We start from the raw sequence: 16,639 nt of genomic DNA, 5'->3' as shown, positions 1-16,639 counted from the left end.
TGGGCGCGACGGGTCCCCGTCGCCCGGCTGCGGCAGCTGGTGCGCAACTGGTGCCGCCACGGCGAAGACCCCGAAGACCGCGCCGCCGAACAGGACCGCAAACGCGGCGTCTACATCGACACCGGCCACCCCGACGCGATGGTCCGCCTCAACGCCACCATGCGCACCACAGACGGCAAACAACTCCAAGCCGCCCTCGACGCCATCGCAGACGACATCTACCGCGCCGAACACCCCGACCGCCCCCAATCGAGACACGAGGTGACGTCGAGGGTCGCGCAACGCCGCCACGACGCCCTGGTGGAGATCGCCCACCGCGCCACCGGCGGGACACGCACCACCGCCGGGACGAAACGGCGCCGCCCGACGATCACCGTCATCGCCACCATCGAACAGTTGCGCGACAAACTCGGCGCCCGTCTCGCCGAGACCCCCGACGGCGACGCGCTCGCCGCAGCGGACCTGCGCCGCCTCGCCTGTGACGCCGACATCCTCCCCGCCACCTTGGGCTCAGATGGCCAGGTCCTCGACCTCGGCCAGAGAACCCGCACACCCCCACCGGCCATGTGGGACGCGCTCGTCGCCCGAGACCGCTGCTGCACCGAACCCGACTGCACCACACCCGCAGAATGGTGCGACGCCCACCACATCGTGCACTGGGCCAACGGCGGCCCCACAAGCCTCGCCAACCTCACCCTCCTCTGCCGACGCCACCACACCGCCCTCCACAACGGAGAGATCGCAGTCACCGGCACCGCACCCAACCTCACATGGCACCACCGAGCCAACGCACCACCCCACCAGGCCGATGCAGCAGCGTGAACGGGCACTGCCTGTCTGAACCCGCCCCTTTTTCCGGATCGACGCCGCATGCCGTCTGGGAGATCGTCGGAGCTCTGATCGCGCTCAGCGCGCGAGCAGAGTGACTCTCTGTTGATGATTCTGGCTCCCAAAATAGGCATATAGCCCTCTGGTGATCGATCGCCCCGGAACCTACGGTCGGGTCGCGTCTCGACGCAGGTGGGCAAACCAGGGGCACCACTGTCGAGTTGAGATATTTCATAGTATTTCGATCAACTCTGATCTATTGTGGTGCCCCATGGTGGAGAACCTGACATGAGCCTCCTGACCACCCGTTCGAACGGCGCTGCCCGCCACAGCGGTCGGTCCGAGCCCGCTGTCGGCGATGACCTCACAGCGCGGAACCTCGCGAATCCGGGCCGTGACGTCCCCGGTGGCGGCCAGCGCCGCAAGGTCGACGTGCCGCAGGTGCTCGTGGCCGTCCTGCTGGTGGCGGGCTGCGCGCTCGGCGCGCTGGTCTGGTCCGCGGCATCCAACGAGCGGGTCCCGGTTCTCGCTCTCGCCGCCGACGTCGCGCGTGGTGAGGAACTCAGCGCCGCAGATGTGCGCGTCGTCAACCTCGACACCGACACGGAGATCGCCTCCGTGCCGGCGTCGTCGCTGGGGAACTTCGTCGGCTCGATCGCCACTGCGGACCTGACCGCGGGCACGGTGATCGCACCGAGCCAGTTCGCCATCGGTGAGCCACTCGGCCCGGGGGAGGCGGTGGTGGGTGCGGCGCTCGACGACGGCGAGTACCCGGTGCCGGACCTGCGACCGGGGGACCGGGTCGACGCCTACCTCATGCCGGCATCCACCGCGTCGGCCTCGACGACGGGAACCGATGGCGGCGACGTTCCGGGCCCGGCGGGGACCGCGGGGCTGGAGCCCGATGAACCCCTACCGACCGGCGACGTGCTCGACGTCCGACTCCTCGCTGCAGGGGTGGAGGTCTATTCGGTCACCGTCGGCACCAACGACGTCTTCGTGTCGTTGCGGGCCCCGTCCGAACTCGCCGGGGACATCGCCGGCGCCGCTGATCTCGGCCGCCTCCGGCTCGTTCTGGTGGCCGACCCGGGGGCCCGATGACCGGCGCGATCATCCACCTGACCAGTGCCCACGGCGCTCCCGGGGTGACGACCACTGCGATGCTGATAGCCGCCTCCTGGCCGGGCAGCGTCGTGATCGAGGCGGACCCTGGCGGTGGGGTGATCGGTGCCCGCCACGACCTCGGCGCCGACCCCGGGCTGATGAGCCTCGCCGGCGTGTTGCGCCACGGCCCGACCGAGGTCGCCCTCGAAGATCACGCCCAACGGCTCGCCGGCGGTGTCGACGTCGTCTGTGCGCCACCGTCGGGTGAGCACGTCGCATCGGCGCTGCGGCGTATCGCCACACGGGACGTGGCCAATGCCCTGCGAGGCTGCGGGCGGCCGCTCCTCGTCGACGGGGGTCGGGCGCAGCCGGGTCCGGTCGGCCACGATCTGATGGCGCATGCGGACCTCGTCGTGTGGTTCTGCCGTTCCGATCTCGCAGAACTCGCCGTGCTCCGCCAGCGGATCGCCCGGTGCGGTGGTCAGCGGGTGGCACTGGTCGGCGAGGACCCCTACGACGCCGCGGAGGTGTCACATGCGCTCGGGGGATTGGCGGTCACGCCGGTGCCATTGGACGACGGAGCGGCCTCGGTGGTCACCCGTGGTGCGCCCCGCCGACGGTTGCGGCGCTCCCGGCTGCGCAGGGCCGTGGCGGAACTGGTCGAGGTTCTGATGGAGGATCTCGCCGCGGGACGCCCCACCGGCCGGTCCCGCGACGACACCTATCGCCATCTGGACGAACGCGCCCAGGTTCCGGTGACGGACACGGGAGATGTGTTCGCATGACGGACGCACGGACCATGGCAGAGGTGGTGGGTGACGCCGTCGCCGCCCACCGCCGGACCGAGCCACTCGGCGACGAGGACGAACGCGAGCTTGCGAGGTCCCTCGCAACCGAGGAGGTCGGTCGCCTTGCGGACCGCGCGCTCGCCAACGGCGGTGACCCACTCTCCGAGGCCGAGGAGAGCAGGCTCGTCCGCGAGGTGCTCGATCATCTGTACGGAGCGTTCGGGATCCAGGGCCACCTCGACGACGACACGATCTCCGACATCCACATCAACGGCGCCGACAACGTGTGGATCAAGCGGCGTGACGGTCGTCGCGAGCGGGTTGCGCCCGTAGCCGCGACGGATGAGGAACTCATCGAGCGTGTCTCGGCCTGGGCGCGCGGGCACGGCCGGGTCGAGCAGCGGTGGGACTACGCGTCGCCCACCCTCAACATGCGCCTCCCCAACGGCGACCGCCTCCATGCCGTCATGTCGGTGTCGACCCGCCCGTCCATCTCGATCCGCCGTCACGACTTCACCATCGTCGGACTCGACGATCTCGAGCGGCGGGGAACGGTGTCGGCGACGGTCGCCGCCTTTCTGCGGGCGGCCGTGCGCTCGCGTCGCAACCTCGTCATCTCGGGTGGAACCGGCTCGGGCAAGACCACGCTGTTGCGTTGCCTGGCCAACGAGATCGACACGACCGAGCGTCTGGTGACGATCGAAGACAGCCTCGAACTCGGGCTGTCGCGCTTCGAGGGTCTCCATCCCGACTGCGTGGAGATGGAGGGCCGTCGACCGAACCTCGAAGGTCGCGGCGAGATCTCGATGGCCCACCTCGTCACCGAAGCGCTGCGGATGGACCCCGACCGGGTCATCGTCGGTGAGGTGCGGGGCGGCGAGGTGGTCCCGATGCTCCTCGCGATGTCGCAGGGCAACGACGGGTCGATGTGCACCATCCATGCGGAGTCCTCATCCGCCGCCTTCGGTCGGATCCAGACCTACGCCGCAACCTTGTCCGAAGCCAGGGTGGAGCCACACCTCGCGAACCTGCTCATCCGCGACGCCGTGCACTTCGTCGTCCACATCGGCTGGGTCGACGGTCGCCGGGTGGTGCGCTCTGTGCGGGAGGTGGACCGCTCGTCTGGCCCCGGCGAGTTGGCATCCACAGAGGTCTTCGCTCCGGGCCCGGACGGTTCCGCGGCGCCGGCCTACGGGCTCACGTCGACGGACCACATCGAGGCGCTCGGCGCGGCGGGCTTCAGCCCGGCACTGTCGATGGGCATCTGATGGCAGCCGTGTGGGGAGCCGGGATCGGGTTCGGGTTGCTGCTCGGTTGGTGGGGCCTGCGTGGTGTGCGCGTCGTCGCGCCGCTGAAGCGCCTCACGGCCACGAGCGGGCGCTCGGGAGGTGTCGTCGTCGCCCGTGTCCTGGGCGGTGTCGTCCTCGGTGTCGTCGTGATGGCGGTGACGGGTTGGCCGGTCGCCGGCGTCTGTGTTGTGGTTGGCGTCGCTGCGTGGCCCGTGCTGTTCGCGGCGGATGACCGTCCCGGCCACATCGAGAAGCTCGAGGCCATCGCGGTGTGGACCGAGTCCGTCCGTGACACTCTCGCCGCCGCGGCAGGCCTGCGTCAGGCTGCCCTGGTCGCAGCCGAACAGGCACCGGGGCCGATCGCCGAACAGCTGGAGACGTTCCGTCGCCGTGTTCGGGCGGAGGGACTCGTGCAGGGGCTCGAGGGCCTCGCCGAAGATCTCGACGATCCCGTGGGTGACCTGGTGGTCGCCGCGCTCGTGAACGCGTCACGCCTGCCCGCAGGCGACCTCGGACCACTCCTCGGTCGACTCGCGGACTCCATCCGCGACGACGTCAGGATGCACCAGCGGATCTCCGTGTCACGTCAGCGGATCCGCACGTCCTCCAAGATCGTGTCCGTCTGCATGGCGCTCACCTTCGGGGTACTTCTCGTCGGAGGTGGGGACCTGCTGGACCCTTACTCGTCGACCGCCGGCCAGATCTGGCTCGGCTTCGTGGCGATCGTGGTGGTCGGTGGGGCCGTAGGGCTCCGTCGGATGGGTGCTCTCGAGGCTCCCGTACGTTTCACGAGGAGAGTCGCGTGATCGCTCTCTTCGGTGCGGGAGTCGGCCTGGGGATCGTCGTGCTGGCGCGTTCACTTCGGCCGGCCGTGCCGCCGTTGGGTCCGGCGCTGGATCGGTTGAGCCGGCCCGGCCGGGCCGTCTCGGCGCCCGCCCCCGACGTCTCATTGCGGAACCGGATCGAGTCGCTCGCCGCCTCGGTGGTAGGTGCGTCGGGCGACGTCCGCCGTACGCGGGACCTGCGGGTGACCGGGCGGACTTTCGAACGCCACGCCTACGAGAAGGTGCTGGCCGCAACCGTCGGTGTCGCCCTCCCGCTGTGCCTCGCGGTGGCCACGGCGGAGACGGTTCCCTTCGTGGTCCTGGCCGTCGTCGGCGGTTTCGGCGGGTTCGTGTTTCCGGACGTCTCGTTGCGCTCGGCGGCCGCGGGCCGGCGGCGGGTGATCCGCCACGAGCTGTCCGCCTACCTCGACCTCGTCGCGATCGTCCTGGCCGGGGGTGGCGGCATCCAGACCGCGCTGCAGGCAGCCGCCACGGCGGGTGAGGGTCAGGCGTTCACGGAGATCTCGGCCGCGCTGGATCGTGCACGCCTGACCGGAACGACAGCCTGGCGCGCTCTCGATCGACTCGCCGACGACGTCGCGGTCGACGAACTCCGGGAGCTCGCCCGCACCCTCGAACTCGCCGGTAGCCAGGGCGCACGCATCGGCAGTTCCGTCTCGGCCCGTGCCGACGCCCTCCGCGGCCGACTGCGAGCCGAGGTGGAGGCGGAGGCCGAAGCCGTGACCGAACGGATGCTGCTCCCCGTGGCCGTGATGCTCGTCGGCCTTCTGCTCTTCATCGGCTTCGCCGTGGTCGCGGCGCTCGGAACGTCGTCCACGGTCGTCGGCTGACCGGCCGCGAGGACGATCCCATGCATCACCGAATCGCCAACCGTCGCCACCGGGTGACATCTCGTAGAGAAGGGAAACATCATGATGAACACGGCACTTCTGTGTCTCGACTACGTCCTGGGTGTGCTGGGTCGACCGGCAGCGGTCCGGCGCGACGAGAGGGGCGTGGTCTCGACGGAGGTCGCGATCTGGATCGCCATCGGCGCAGCCATCGCGATCGCTCTCGGCCTTCTCCTGTGGCCGAAGATCCAGGGCTACGTCGACAACGTCCCCGACGACGTCGACCCGACCGGCTGACCAGGTCGGACGCAGCGGTCACCTCCACCCAGATGGCCATCCTGGTGCCGTTGCTGATCCTCATCGTCATGGGAATCGTCCAGACGGGGCTGTGGTGGCATGCCCAGCAGGCCGTGGACTCCGCAGCCGACATCGCAGCCGATCGGGCGGCGGCGGTGGACGGTGGAGCCGGTGACGGGAGAGCAGCCGCAACGTCGTTCCTGGCTGCCGCCGGGAACGTGACGGGGGCCTCGGTCACGGTCGAGCGTGGCGACGACATCGTCACCGCGACGGTGACCGGAACCGCGCCCACACTTCTCCCCGGCCTGACCTGGGACGTGTCCGCCCGAGCAGTGGCGCCCACTGAGCGGTTCCGGCCCGAGGTCGAAGCGCCGTGATCGCCCGCTCACGCCGCCGGCCGCGCTGTGAACGGGGGGTGGTCGCCGTGGAACTCGCAGTGATGGCACCGGTCCTCGTGGCGTTCCTGCTGCTGGTGGTGTTCGCCGGCCGGTGGGCGCACCGGGAGTCCGTCGTGTCGTCCGCCGCGGCCGAGGCCGCCCGGCACGCTTCGGTCGAGCGGACGCCCGCCGACGCTGCGGCATCGGCCGAATCCACGGCCGCCGGGCACCTCGCGTCGTGCGACGCCCACAGCGTCTCGGTCAGCGCGGACGTCTCACCCGGCGGGTCGGTGTCGGTGACGGTCGACTGTGTCGTGGACATGGCCGACCTGGCCTTCATCGGGGCTCCGGGCTCGCACACCTTCTCCGCGACGGCGGTGGAGCAGGTCGACGTCTACCGGGGAGTCGAGCCGTGACTGCGCCGACACGGGACCGGGGTTCGGTCACGGCGATGGTCGCCATCCTCGCCCTGTCGTTCGTCCTCGTCGCCGGTCTCGCCGTGGACGGCGGCCGCAAGCTCGCGATGATCGGCACGGCCAAGGACCTGGCGGACGACGCAGCCAGGGCGGCGGCCCAGCATGTGGACGTCGACGCCTGGCGTGAGACGGGCGACGCGATCCTCGACCCGACCGAGGCGGAGGCGGCCGCCCGCCAGCACCTCGCGGCGCGCGGGTTCTCGGCGGTGGATGTCACCGTCTCCGGTGATGTGGCCGAGGTGACGGTCACTCTGCGTCGTGGGGCGGTGATCCTGCCGATCGGCGAGATGACTGTGACGGCGACGGGTTCGAGCCGGGCCGATCAGGGGCTCGATCGTGGGTAGTCGCCGGCTGAGGGCGGGCGCTGGCCGCATGGTGTCGAGCGTCGTGCGTCTCGTGGTCCTCGTCGTCCTCGTGGTCGGCGTACCACTCGCGCTTGCCGTCCTGGTGGGCCCGCCGTCACGGTTGCCGACCGAACTCGAGGTCCGCGCTGCGTTCAGCGGCGCAGGGGACGAGTTCGACCGGGCCCTGCTCTACGGGATCGCCGCGGTGGTCGCCCTCGTCTGGCTGCAGATCGTCGCCGCTGTGGTCTGGGCGACCGTCGCCCGGGTGCGCCACCGCGCTCCTCGCCGGCCGCGCCTGGTGTCGCGCGCGCTGCACCGTCTCGCCGTGAACCTGGTCTCGGGGGTCACGGTGGTATCCGTCGCCACCACGGTGGTGACGGAGGCCCCGGCCGGGTCGACGGCTGTGGTATCGGATCAGCCCGTCGCCGTGGCGGGACGCGAGCACACCGTGGGGTCCCGCCAGACCTGGTGGGGTCTCGCCGCAACCCACCTCGGAGATGGGCGCCGCTGGCGAGAGGTCGCGGCGCTCAATCCCGATCTGGGCGACGACATCCCCACAGAGTCCCGGGTGACTCTTCCCGGCAGCGCCTACGTCGTCGCCGAGGGTGACGACTTCTGGACGATCGCCCGGCGCATCACCCGGTCAGAGGATCCGACCGTGGTGGCAGAGGTGTGGGTCGACCTCGTCGAGGCCAACAGGGACCGTCTCGTGGATCCGGACGACCCCGACGTCATCCATCCCGGTGCCGTCGTGGTGCTGCCATCGACGCAATGGCTGGAGCACAGCCCGCCGATCGAGCCGCGTTCGCAGGTCGCCGACGGCGAGGCGCTGTCTCCCGAGATGTCGGAGATGTCGGCGCCGCCGGTGCTCGGGGTGCCTGTTGGTGAGTCTCCTGAGATGTCGGTGCCGCCGGTGCTCGGGGTGCCTGGTGCTGTGTCGTCGGAGATGTCGGTGCCGCCGGTCCTCGATCCGGCGGGCATCAGCGAGTCAGGGCTCGGGGCGGTGCTCACCGGCCGCTTCGGACCCGGGGGTCGCCTCGGCGACGCAGCTGCGGGCGCCTCTGTGACGGCACTCGGAGTGGCGTTCCACGGTCTGGTGCGTCGGCGTGGAACGTCCGGAACCGGTGGAGGGCCCGGGGACGAGCAGGCCGGCGGCGACGGGCGCAGTGAGACGCACGCCGGCGACGATGCCTGTGACGGAGGCGTTCACCCTTCGGGCGGCAACGACGAGATCGATGACATCGACAGGGTCGTCGCCGCGCTGGCCGTCGAGGATCCCGGTGTCGAGATCTTCGGACTGGCGATCGCCGACCGCATCACGGTGCTGTTGGTCGCCCCGCGTGGCCATGCGCCGGCGGGGATCTCGGTTCGGGACGACGGGTGGTCGTGGGAGCTCGGTGAGGCGGCTCTGCAGCGGTTCCGGAGCACGGTGACCGGCGCCGGACGTGAGCCCTACGTCGCACTGGGCGATCACCGGACCGGCGGACGTTTCTTCGTGAACCTTGCCCGTCTCGGTCATCTGCGGCTGCGCGGGTCCTGGGCGGACGTCAGACCGTTCGGCCTGGCAGTCGTGACAGACCTGGTGGAGCGGGGCGTCGAGGTCGCTGTCGTGGATCCCGTGGGCGACGTCCTCGGGGACAGGGTCGACCATGGCGTGACGGTCCACCCGAGCCTCGCCGCACTGCTCGACGCCGACGCACACCCTGCCGGGGATTCCTGTCGGGTCGTGGTGGACCTCGTGACGGACGAACCCGAGTCGCTCGATCGGCTGGATTTCCGCGACGGGATCATCGCCGTGACGGCGAACGGGAGGGCCGGGTGGGTGGTCGAGGTCGGGGACGGGGCGGTGCGTCTCGAGCCACTCGGGGTGGAGGTGACCCGCATCGACATCGCGGGCGCACCTGTCCGCGAAGCGGAGGAGGGCACGAGTCACCAACGGCAATCGCCCGGCGGGACGGACGGTGACGAGAGGGAGGGTGACGGGACGGAGGGTGATGAGAGGGAGCGTGACGGGACCGAGGGTGACGGGACGGAGGGTGATGAGAGGGAGCGTGACGGGACCGAGGGTGACGGGACGGACGCGGACGAGACGGAGGGTGACGGGACGGAGGGTGATGAGAGGGAGCGTGACGGGACCGAGGGTGACGGGACGGACGGGGACGAGACGGAGGAACTGGCGCCCGGGGTCGTCGGCGAGGCGGTCGTCCCCGCGTTCGTCGCGGCGCAGCGAGCTGCGGAACCCCGGGGTGTGGTGGAGATCAAGATTCTCGGCGTCGTCGACGTCGTGGGGGCTGCACACCGCTTCACCTCCCCGGCGGCCCTCGATCTGGTCACCTATCTGGCGTTCCACCGTGAGGGTGCGGATGCAGACCGACTGAAGCGCTGGGTCTGGCCTCCCGAGGACCCACCCGGTGACAGGGCATTCGCCAATGTCCTGTGGCGCGCCCGTCGTGCCCTGGGCCGCGACGCAGATGGTTCGGATCTGCTGCCGAGGGTCGGGCCCGACCGGTGCTACCGCCTCGCCGACGACGTGACCACCGACTTCGCCATCGCAGAGGGTCACATCGCCGCGGCCGGCGACAGCCCGGACGATTCTGCGATCGACCATCTCCGGTCGGCGCTGGCGCTGGTCCGCGGCGCGCCGTTCGCCGGGCCGGGGTTCGCGTGGAGCGATCACGTCGTGCGGGCACACGTCGAGTACGTCATGGGCGATGCCGCCCACCGCCTCGCCGACCTCGCGGTGGAGAAAGGCGACCTCGGTGTCGCCCGCTGGGCCGTTCACCAGGGCCAGCTCGTGATGCCCGGCTGTGAGGACTGCTACCGGCGCCGACTACTGATCGCCGACGCCGCGGGACGGCCGTCGGAGCTGCGCGCCACCATGGCGGAACTGCAGAGGGTCGCCGAGTCCGAGGGTGACGTCGTGGCACCGGACCTCGTCGAGCTGTACCGGGACCTGCGGCACTCCGGCGTCGCCTGAGGGCATCCGCCTGGCGATTTCGCCCGTGGCTGGGGCGTTTTCGGGGACGGACGATGGAACAATCTGAGCGTGCGCCGCTCCCATCTGCTGTTCCTCCTGTTCGCCGCCCTTCTCGTCATCGCAGCATGCGGCGGTGACGACGACGACACCGCTGCCGACCCCACTCCCACGGCCACCCCCGGCCCGACTGACGAGCCCACCGACCCGACGGACGAGCCGACGCGGGAACCCACCGCTGAAGAGCTGACCGCGGAGCCGACGGCGACTCCGACGCCTGAGCCCACCGGGGATCCGACGCCGGAACCCACCGAGGAGCCGACCCCAGAGCCGACCACCGACGATGGAACCGTCACCGTCGACCTCGTCTTCGATGCCGGCGCGGTCTCGGTGGTCGACGACCGCATCGACGTCGACGCCGGCGACACCGTCGTCATCAACGCCACTTCCGACGTCGCCGAGGAGGTCCACGTCCACGGCTACGACCTGTTTCTGGATCTCGAGCCCGGTGCGACGGGGTCGATCTCCTTCGTCGCCGACATCCCCGGCATCTTCGAAGTGGAGTTCGAGCGGTCCGTCACTTTCGCTTTCGAACTCGCGGTGAGCTGAACTCCACCGCAGTGAGACACCGATGATCCTCGGACACGGGGTCGGAACCCGCGGCGACCTTCCGCTGCCGCTGTGGCAGTTCGCCTGGGCGGCCGCCGCCGCGCTCGTCATCTCCTTCGTGGCGCTCGGCGCGCTGTGGAGCCGACCCAAGCTCGCGGCCGCCGCGGAAGGCCGCCCGGTCGGCGCGGTCGCCACGCCGGTACGCGTCGTCGCCGGAGTCGCGCAGGCCGTCTCGTTCGCGCTCTTCGTGCTCGTCGTGGCTGCCGCCCTGTTCGGCGTGGACTCGCCGAACGCCAACCTCGCACCCGTCACGATCTACGTCGTCGTGTGGATCGGCCTCGCTGTCGCGTCGGCGCTGTTCGGCGACGTCTGGCGGGTACTGAGTCCCTTCGAGACGATCGGCGCGGGCGTCGAATCGCTCCAACGCCGCCTCGGTCGACCGGTCGGACAGCCGGATCTCGCGTCGACGACGCTGGGCCAGTGGCCGGCCGCCGCCGGGATCTTCGCCTTCCTGATCCTCGAGCTGGTCCATCCCGCCGGTGACTCGCCGCGCATCCTGGGCATCGGTCTGGTCCTCTACACCGCGACGATGGTCTTCGGCGTGTGGCACTGGGGCAGGGGATGGCTGCGCGACGGCGAGGGGTTCGGCGTGCTGTTCTCCCTGTTCGCCGCGCTGTCGCCGCTCCACGTCGACGACGGCCGGGTGCGGCTCCGGGCGCCGCTGTCTGGGCTGACCGGCGTCACCGTCAAGACCGGAACACTCGCCGTGATCCTGGTCACCCTGGGCGGAACGACGTTCGACGGGTTCGCCGAGAGCGAGGCGTGGCGTGACCTCGTCGGCCGACCCGACCGCTGGACCGGGGCGTTCTACCTCCTGGTCGGGCTCGTGGTGTCCATCGAGGTCGTGGGGATGCTCTACGCCGTCGGCGTGCGCTCGGTCGCGGCGATCACCGCCACCGACCATCGCGACACGGCGCGGTGGTTCGCCCCCTCGCTCGTCCCGATCGTCTTCGGGTACGCCGTCGCGCACTACGCGCAACTGCTCATCGACGAGGTCCAGTCTTTCGCCTTCCGTCTATCGGACCCTTTCGGTGAGGGGTGGGACCTGTTCGGCACCGCCGACGGCTCGATCGACTTCACGGTGATCTCGCCCGACGTGGTCGCCTGGATCCAGGCGCTGGCCATCGTGGTCGGGCACGTGGCCGCGGTGGTCGTCGCCCACGACACGGCCGTCGCCCGATTCGAGTCCCGCGACGCGACGACCAGTCAGTACACGATGCTCTTCGTGATGGTGCTGTACTCCATAGCCGGGCTGTGGCTGCTGTTGGAGGCGTGACCGGCGACGAGCACCGCGCCGCGGTGCGATGATCCGAGGGACGGCCTAGCGGCAGGGGAGAGTGTCGGACGTGAAGATCATCATCGACTGTGACCCTGGCCAAGACGATGCGATCGCGATCGCCATGGCCATGGGGGCGCAGCGTTCGGGTCTCCTGGAGGTCCTCGGCGTCACCACCGTGGCGGGCAACGTGTCAGAGGCCGAGTGCAACCGCAACGCCCGGGTGGTCCTCGACGTGGTCGGCGGGGACGATCCGCCACCGGTCTTCAGCGGCTGTCACCGGCCACTCGTTGCGCCCTTCCGTTCCTACTTCGACTCGGGTCACGGGTTGCGGGGGTGGGATCACCGCGAACCGCGCCGTGACCCCGCGCCTGGTCACGCGGTGGACTTCCTCGTGGCGACGGCGGCCGCCACCGAGGACCTGACGCTGTGTCCGATCGGACCGTTGACGAACGTCGCCGCGGCGATCGTTCTGCACGATGGTTTCGCCGAATCCGTCGGGCGGATCGTGCTCATGGGTGGCGCCGTCGGCGCCGGCAACATCACGCCGTCGGCCGAGTTCAACATCCTCGTCGATCCCCACGCCGCGAAGGTCGTCTTCGAGTCCGGTATCCCGATCACGATGATCGGCCTCGAGGCGTGCAACGCCGCCGACGCCACCGACGCCGAACTCGCGGCGATCCGTGCGATCGACACCCCGGCCGCGCAGATGGCGGCGGCCCTGATCGCCGGGTACTACAACGACGACGACCGTGCCCGGGGCGTGCGCATCAGGCCGATGTTCGACCCGTGCGTGATCGCCCACCTCCTCGAGCCGGAGCTCTTCACGACCCGTGAGGCCCGCGTGGACATCGAGACGGAGTCGACGTTGAGCTTCGGGCGCACCGTCGTCGACCTGGACGGACGATCGGGGCGTGAGCTCAACGCGACGGTCGCGCTCGACACCGACTCCGACGGCTTCTTCGCACTCATGAGGCGCCTGCTCTCGTGCTGAAACGTCTCCGCCACGTCATCGCCCGCGACGGCCGGGACGCCGATCCGGTCGTGCGTGCGCTGCGGGCGGCGCTCGCTGCCGACCGGGTGCGTGACGACGCCGCAGAGCGCTCTCTGCTGGCCCATGACGCTTCCGTCTACCCCGGTGGCCTGTCGGGGCCGGTGTGTTTCCCGATCTCCGCAGGGGAGGTGCAGGCGATCATGGCGATCGCGGCTGAACACGGTCGCGGCGTGGTGCCCCGGGGCGCGGGGACGGGTCTCGCCGGTGGGGCGATCCCACTCGGTGCGCCGATCGTCGTCGTCATGACGAAGATGAACCGGATCCTCTCGGTCGACACCGATGCCCGGGTCGCGTGGGTGGAACCCGGGGTCGTCAACCTCGACCTGTCACGGGCGCTGCCCGGTCACCACTTCGCGCCGGACCCCTCCAGCCAGCAGGTGTGCACGATCGGCGGCAACGTCGCAACCAACTCGGGGGGTCCGCACTGCCTCGCCGAGGGCGTGACCAACGCCCACGTCCTCGCAATGGAGGTCGTCACGACGGCCGGAGAACTCGTCATGCTCGGCGGGTTGGACCCGGAACCAGCCGGTCTCGACCTGCGCGGGGCCTTCATCGGCGGTGAGGGGATGCTGGGCATCGCGACGAAGATCGCCGTGCGCATCACCCCGGACCCGCCCAGCGTGCGCACGCTGCTCCTCGCCTTCGAGTCCATCTCCCAGGCCGCCGACACGGTCGGGGCGATCATCGCCGCCGGCATCGTCCCCGCGGCGCTCGAAGTCATGGACCAGCGCATCACCGTCGCCGTCGAGAACTTCGTCTCCGCCGGCTACCCGACCGACGCCGGCGCGGTCCTTCTAGCCGAGGTCGACGGTCTACCAGGCGGCACTGCCGCCGACGCCGAGGCCATCGCTGCGGTCGGCCGGGCCAACGGCGCCACCAGCGTGCGCATCGCCGCCGACGACACCGAGCGGGCGCTGCTTTGGAAGGGCCGCAAGACGGCGTTCGGGGCGATCGCCCAGGTCAAGCCGGACTACTACCTCCACGACACCGTCGTGCCCCGATCCCGCCTCGCCGAGGTACTGGCGCAGGTCTACGAGATCGCCGAACGCCATGACCTGGTCGTGATGAACGTCTTCCACGCCGGCGATGGGAACCTCCATCCGATCCTCGCCTACGACGCCCGAGAGCCCGGGATCCTCGATCGGGTCCACGCCGCGGGGCGCGAGATCGTCGAGGCGTCGCTCGCGGTGGGTGGCGTCCTGTCGGGGGAGCACGGAATCGGCGTCGAGAAGCAGGACCTGATGTCGCAGATGTTCAGCCCCGACGACCTCGACCATCAGGCCCGGCTGCGACGCGCCTTCGACCCCTTCTGCCGGGCGAATCCGGGCAAGGTCCTGCCCTCCAGCCACTCCTGCGCCGACATTGCGGCCCTGCGGTCCGTGCCGACGGACGTATGGGGATGATGCGGACCGTCGATGACGCGCTCGTCGCCTTCGCCGCCGAGATCGGTACCGACGGTGCCGTCGCGGTGGAAGGCGCCCGCACCCGCTGGGACCGGGGCGGAGCACCGGTGGCCGGTACGCGGATCGTGCAGGCACCCCGGGGCGTGGTCGAACACAGGCCTGAGGAGATGACCGTCCGGGTCCGTGCCGGCACGACGGTCGCCGACCTCGAGGCGGTCCTGTCCCCGGCCGGACAACGCAGCGCACTACCCGACCGGGGAGGCACCGTCGGTGGAGCGCTCGCCGTCGGTGAGAACCACCTCGACCTCGGCACGCGCCGCACGGTGCGGGAGTCGCTGCTCGAGGTGCGCTACGTGTCCGCCGAGGGACGGGTGGTCACCGGGGGAGGGCCGACGGTGAAGAACGTGAGCGGCTTCGACCTGCCGCGACTCTTCGTCGGATCGCTCGGGACGCTCGGCTGTATCGCCGAGGTGGTGCTGCGGGTCAACCCGGTGCCGGCGGCGTCACGGTGGCTGCGCTGCGCCGATGCCGATCCCCTCCGGGTTCACGCCATGTTGTGGCGACCGGCCTGCGTAGTCGGCGACGGATCCGTCACGTGGGTCCACCTCGAGGGACACGCGGTGGACGTCGAGGCCCAGATCGCTTCGCTCGGCGCCGGCTGGGAGGACGTCGACGGTCCGCCACCGCTCCCGCCGCACCGCTGGTCGGTGCCCACGGGCGAAGTTGGCGACCCAGCGCCCCGTCCCCCCGGAAGGTTCGTCGCCTCCTACGGTGTCGGCATCCTCTTCGCCGATGAACCTCAGCCACCGCGCCCACTGCCTGCGGCCGTCGCGGCGATCTCCGTTCGGATGAAGGAGAACTTCGACCCGACCGGCCGGCTCAACCCCGGACGGACACCGTGACCGCCCTGGGCCTCGACGGCGACGACCTCGCCGCCTGCGTGCAGTGCGGACTGTGCCTCCCGCACTGCCCGACGTTCCGGGTCACCGGCGACGAGAGCCAGTCGCCCCGGGGCCGCATCGCGCTCATGCGCGCCGTCGAGGACGGGGCGCCCGTCACCGACGACGTGCTCCGGTCGTTCACGACATGTGTCCAGTGCCGGGGATGCGAGACGGCGTGTCCCAGCGGCGTCGACTACGGGCGGCTGATGGAGGGGACCCGCGCCGCGCTCGTGGGCGACCTCACCCCGCGTTGGCAGCGGATCGCCCTGGAGCCTCTCCGCCACCCGAAGGTGCTGCGGGCCGGCAGCGCCGCCCTGGCGCGGGTACCGGCGGGGATCCGCCGCCGGTTCGGGCTGCCCACCGACATCCCCGCCCGTCAGGCGCCACTCGAGGCGACCGGCGACGACGCATGGCTCTTCACGGGCTGTGTGATGGACGCGTGGCAGCGCGACGTGCATGCCGCGACCATCCGGGTGCTCGCCGCGGCCGGCGTCGGTGTCCGCCCGACCGGCGACACCGGGGGGTGCTGTGGCGCGTTGCACCTCCACGCCGGTTTGAGCGACACCGCCCGGTCGATGGCCGGCGACGTCGTCGCAGCCGTGGCCGGAGCGGACTCGGGCGACGACGGCGACGACCCGGCGAAGGTCCGTCCCGTCCTCGTCAACTCCGCGGGTTGCGGCGCCGCCCTCAAGGACTATCCGCACCTGCTGGGAACCGATGCGGCCCGGGCCTTCTCCTCGAGGGTCTTCGATGTCCACGAGTGGTTGGTCGACAGGGTCCTTCCGACGGTCCGGCCGCTCGATCTCCGGGTGGCGGTGCAGGATCCCTGTCATCTCCGCCACGTCCAGCGTTGCCACGACGCGGTCCGCACGGTGCTGACACCGTTCGTCGCCGAGATCGTCGAACTCGACGACGACGGATTGTGCTGTGGCGCGGGCGGGCAGTACTCGCTGCTGGAACCTGAGCTCGCGGGAGCGATCCGGGACCGCAAGGTCGCCGCCATCGACGCGGTCGCTCCCGACGTCGTCGTGAGCGCCAACCCCGGCTGTGCGCTGCACCTCGTTGCCGGGGGAGTGGCGGTCGAACACCCGATGACGCTGATCGACCGGGCCCTGCACGGCTGAGGTACCGGGATAATCCCCGG

General features: G+C 70.7%; 17 protein-coding genes. All 17 read left to right on the top strand.

Annotation, left to right across the window (positions count from 1 at the left end; genetic code table 11):
- The coding region (locus tag RIE08_02310) for a DUF222 domain-containing protein (GenBank protein ID MEQ8716421.1) at positions 1–822 on the top strand (822 nt) is incomplete at its 5' end.
- Between the two features lie 294 nt (positions 823–1,116).
- Positions 1,117–1,929, top strand: coding sequence for an SAF domain-containing protein (locus RIE08_02305; GenBank protein ID MEQ8716420.1), 813 nt, complete (start codon positions 1,117–1,119; stop codon positions 1,927–1,929).
- The gene (locus tag RIE08_02300) at positions 1,926–2,717 is read left to right on the top strand and encodes a hypothetical protein (protein ID MEQ8716419.1); all 792 of its coding nucleotides are present in this window, start codon (positions 1,926–1,928) and stop codon (positions 2,715–2,717) included. The genes RIE08_02305 and RIE08_02300 overlap by 4 nt, the downstream gene beginning before the upstream one ends.
- Positions 2,714–3,988 (top strand): ATPase, T2SS/T4P/T4SS family, encoded by a 1,275-nt coding sequence (locus RIE08_02295; protein ID MEQ8716418.1) that lies wholly within the window; start codon positions 2,714–2,716, stop codon positions 3,986–3,988. The genes RIE08_02300 and RIE08_02295 overlap by 4 nt, the downstream gene beginning before the upstream one ends.
- Positions 3,988–4,815 carry a hypothetical protein gene (locus RIE08_02290; protein MEQ8716417.1) on the top strand — a complete coding sequence of 276 codons (828 nt, stop codon included), beginning with the start codon at positions 3,988–3,990 and terminating at the stop codon, positions 4,813–4,815. Before RIE08_02295 ends, RIE08_02290 begins: the two co-directional genes overlap by 1 nt.
- A complete protein-coding gene (locus RIE08_02285; protein MEQ8716416.1) occupies positions 4,812–5,684 on the top strand; it encodes a type II secretion system F family protein in 873 nt (290 codons plus the stop codon). The genes RIE08_02290 and RIE08_02285 overlap by 4 nt, the downstream gene beginning before the upstream one ends.
- A gap of 84 nt (positions 5,685–5,768) precedes the next feature.
- Entirely contained in the window at positions 5,769–5,981 is a 213-nt protein-coding gene (locus RIE08_02280; protein ID MEQ8716415.1) for a hypothetical protein, read from the top strand.
- A 32-nt stretch (positions 5,982–6,013) separates the two neighbouring features.
- Complete coding sequence (locus RIE08_02275) at positions 6,014–6,358, top strand: pilus assembly protein (protein ID MEQ8716414.1); 345 nt, start codon at positions 6,014–6,016, stop codon at positions 6,356–6,358.
- Positions 6,359–6,405: 47 nt separating this feature from the next.
- The gene (locus RIE08_02270) at positions 6,406–6,774 is read left to right on the top strand and encodes a TadE/TadG family type IV pilus assembly protein (protein MEQ8716413.1); all 369 of its coding nucleotides are present in this window, start codon (positions 6,406–6,408) and stop codon (positions 6,772–6,774) included.
- On the top strand, positions 6,771–7,178 hold the full coding sequence (locus RIE08_02265) for a hypothetical protein (protein ID MEQ8716412.1): 408 nt from the start codon (positions 6,771–6,773) through the stop codon (positions 7,176–7,178). Before RIE08_02270 ends, RIE08_02265 begins: the two co-directional genes overlap by 4 nt.
- 28 nt (positions 7,179–7,206) lie before the next feature.
- On the top strand, positions 7,207–10,155 hold the full coding sequence (locus tag RIE08_02260) for a LysM peptidoglycan-binding domain-containing protein (protein MEQ8716411.1): 2,949 nt from the start codon (positions 7,207–7,209) through the stop codon (positions 10,153–10,155).
- A gap of 69 nt (positions 10,156–10,224) precedes the next feature.
- Entirely contained in the window at positions 10,225–10,761 is a 537-nt protein-coding gene (locus RIE08_02255; GenBank protein ID MEQ8716410.1) for a hypothetical protein, read from the top strand.
- A gap of 22 nt (positions 10,762–10,783) precedes the next feature.
- Positions 10,784–12,097 (top strand): hypothetical protein, encoded by a 1,314-nt coding sequence (locus RIE08_02250; GenBank protein MEQ8716409.1) that lies wholly within the window; start codon positions 10,784–10,786, stop codon positions 12,095–12,097.
- A 70-nt stretch (positions 12,098–12,167) separates the two neighbouring features.
- Positions 12,168–13,091: a nucleoside hydrolase gene (locus RIE08_02245; protein ID MEQ8716408.1), complete on the top strand. Its 924-nt coding sequence runs from the start codon at positions 12,168–12,170 to the stop codon at positions 13,089–13,091.
- The gene (locus RIE08_02240; protein ID MEQ8716407.1) at positions 13,085–14,554 is read left to right on the top strand and encodes an FAD-linked oxidase C-terminal domain-containing protein; all 1,470 of its coding nucleotides are present in this window, start codon (positions 13,085–13,087) and stop codon (positions 14,552–14,554) included. The genes RIE08_02245 and RIE08_02240 overlap by 7 nt, the downstream gene beginning before the upstream one ends.
- Positions 14,551–15,456 carry an FAD-binding protein gene (locus tag RIE08_02235; GenBank protein ID MEQ8716406.1) on the top strand — a complete coding sequence of 302 codons (906 nt, stop codon included), beginning with the start codon at positions 14,551–14,553 and terminating at the stop codon, positions 15,454–15,456. The genes RIE08_02240 and RIE08_02235 overlap by 4 nt, the downstream gene beginning before the upstream one ends.
- Positions 15,453–16,619 (top strand): heterodisulfide reductase-related iron-sulfur binding cluster, encoded by a 1,167-nt coding sequence (locus RIE08_02230; protein ID MEQ8716405.1) that lies wholly within the window; start codon positions 15,453–15,455, stop codon positions 16,617–16,619. The genes RIE08_02235 and RIE08_02230 overlap by 4 nt, the downstream gene beginning before the upstream one ends.
- Positions 16,620–16,639 lie beyond the last annotated feature (20 nt).

The sequence above is a fragment of the Acidimicrobiales bacterium genome (assembly GCA_040219085.1).
Classification (GTDB): domain Bacteria; phylum Actinomycetota; class Acidimicrobiia; order Acidimicrobiales; family JAVJTC01; genus JAVJTC01.
This window is presented reverse-complemented; position numbering and strand designations above follow the sequence as displayed.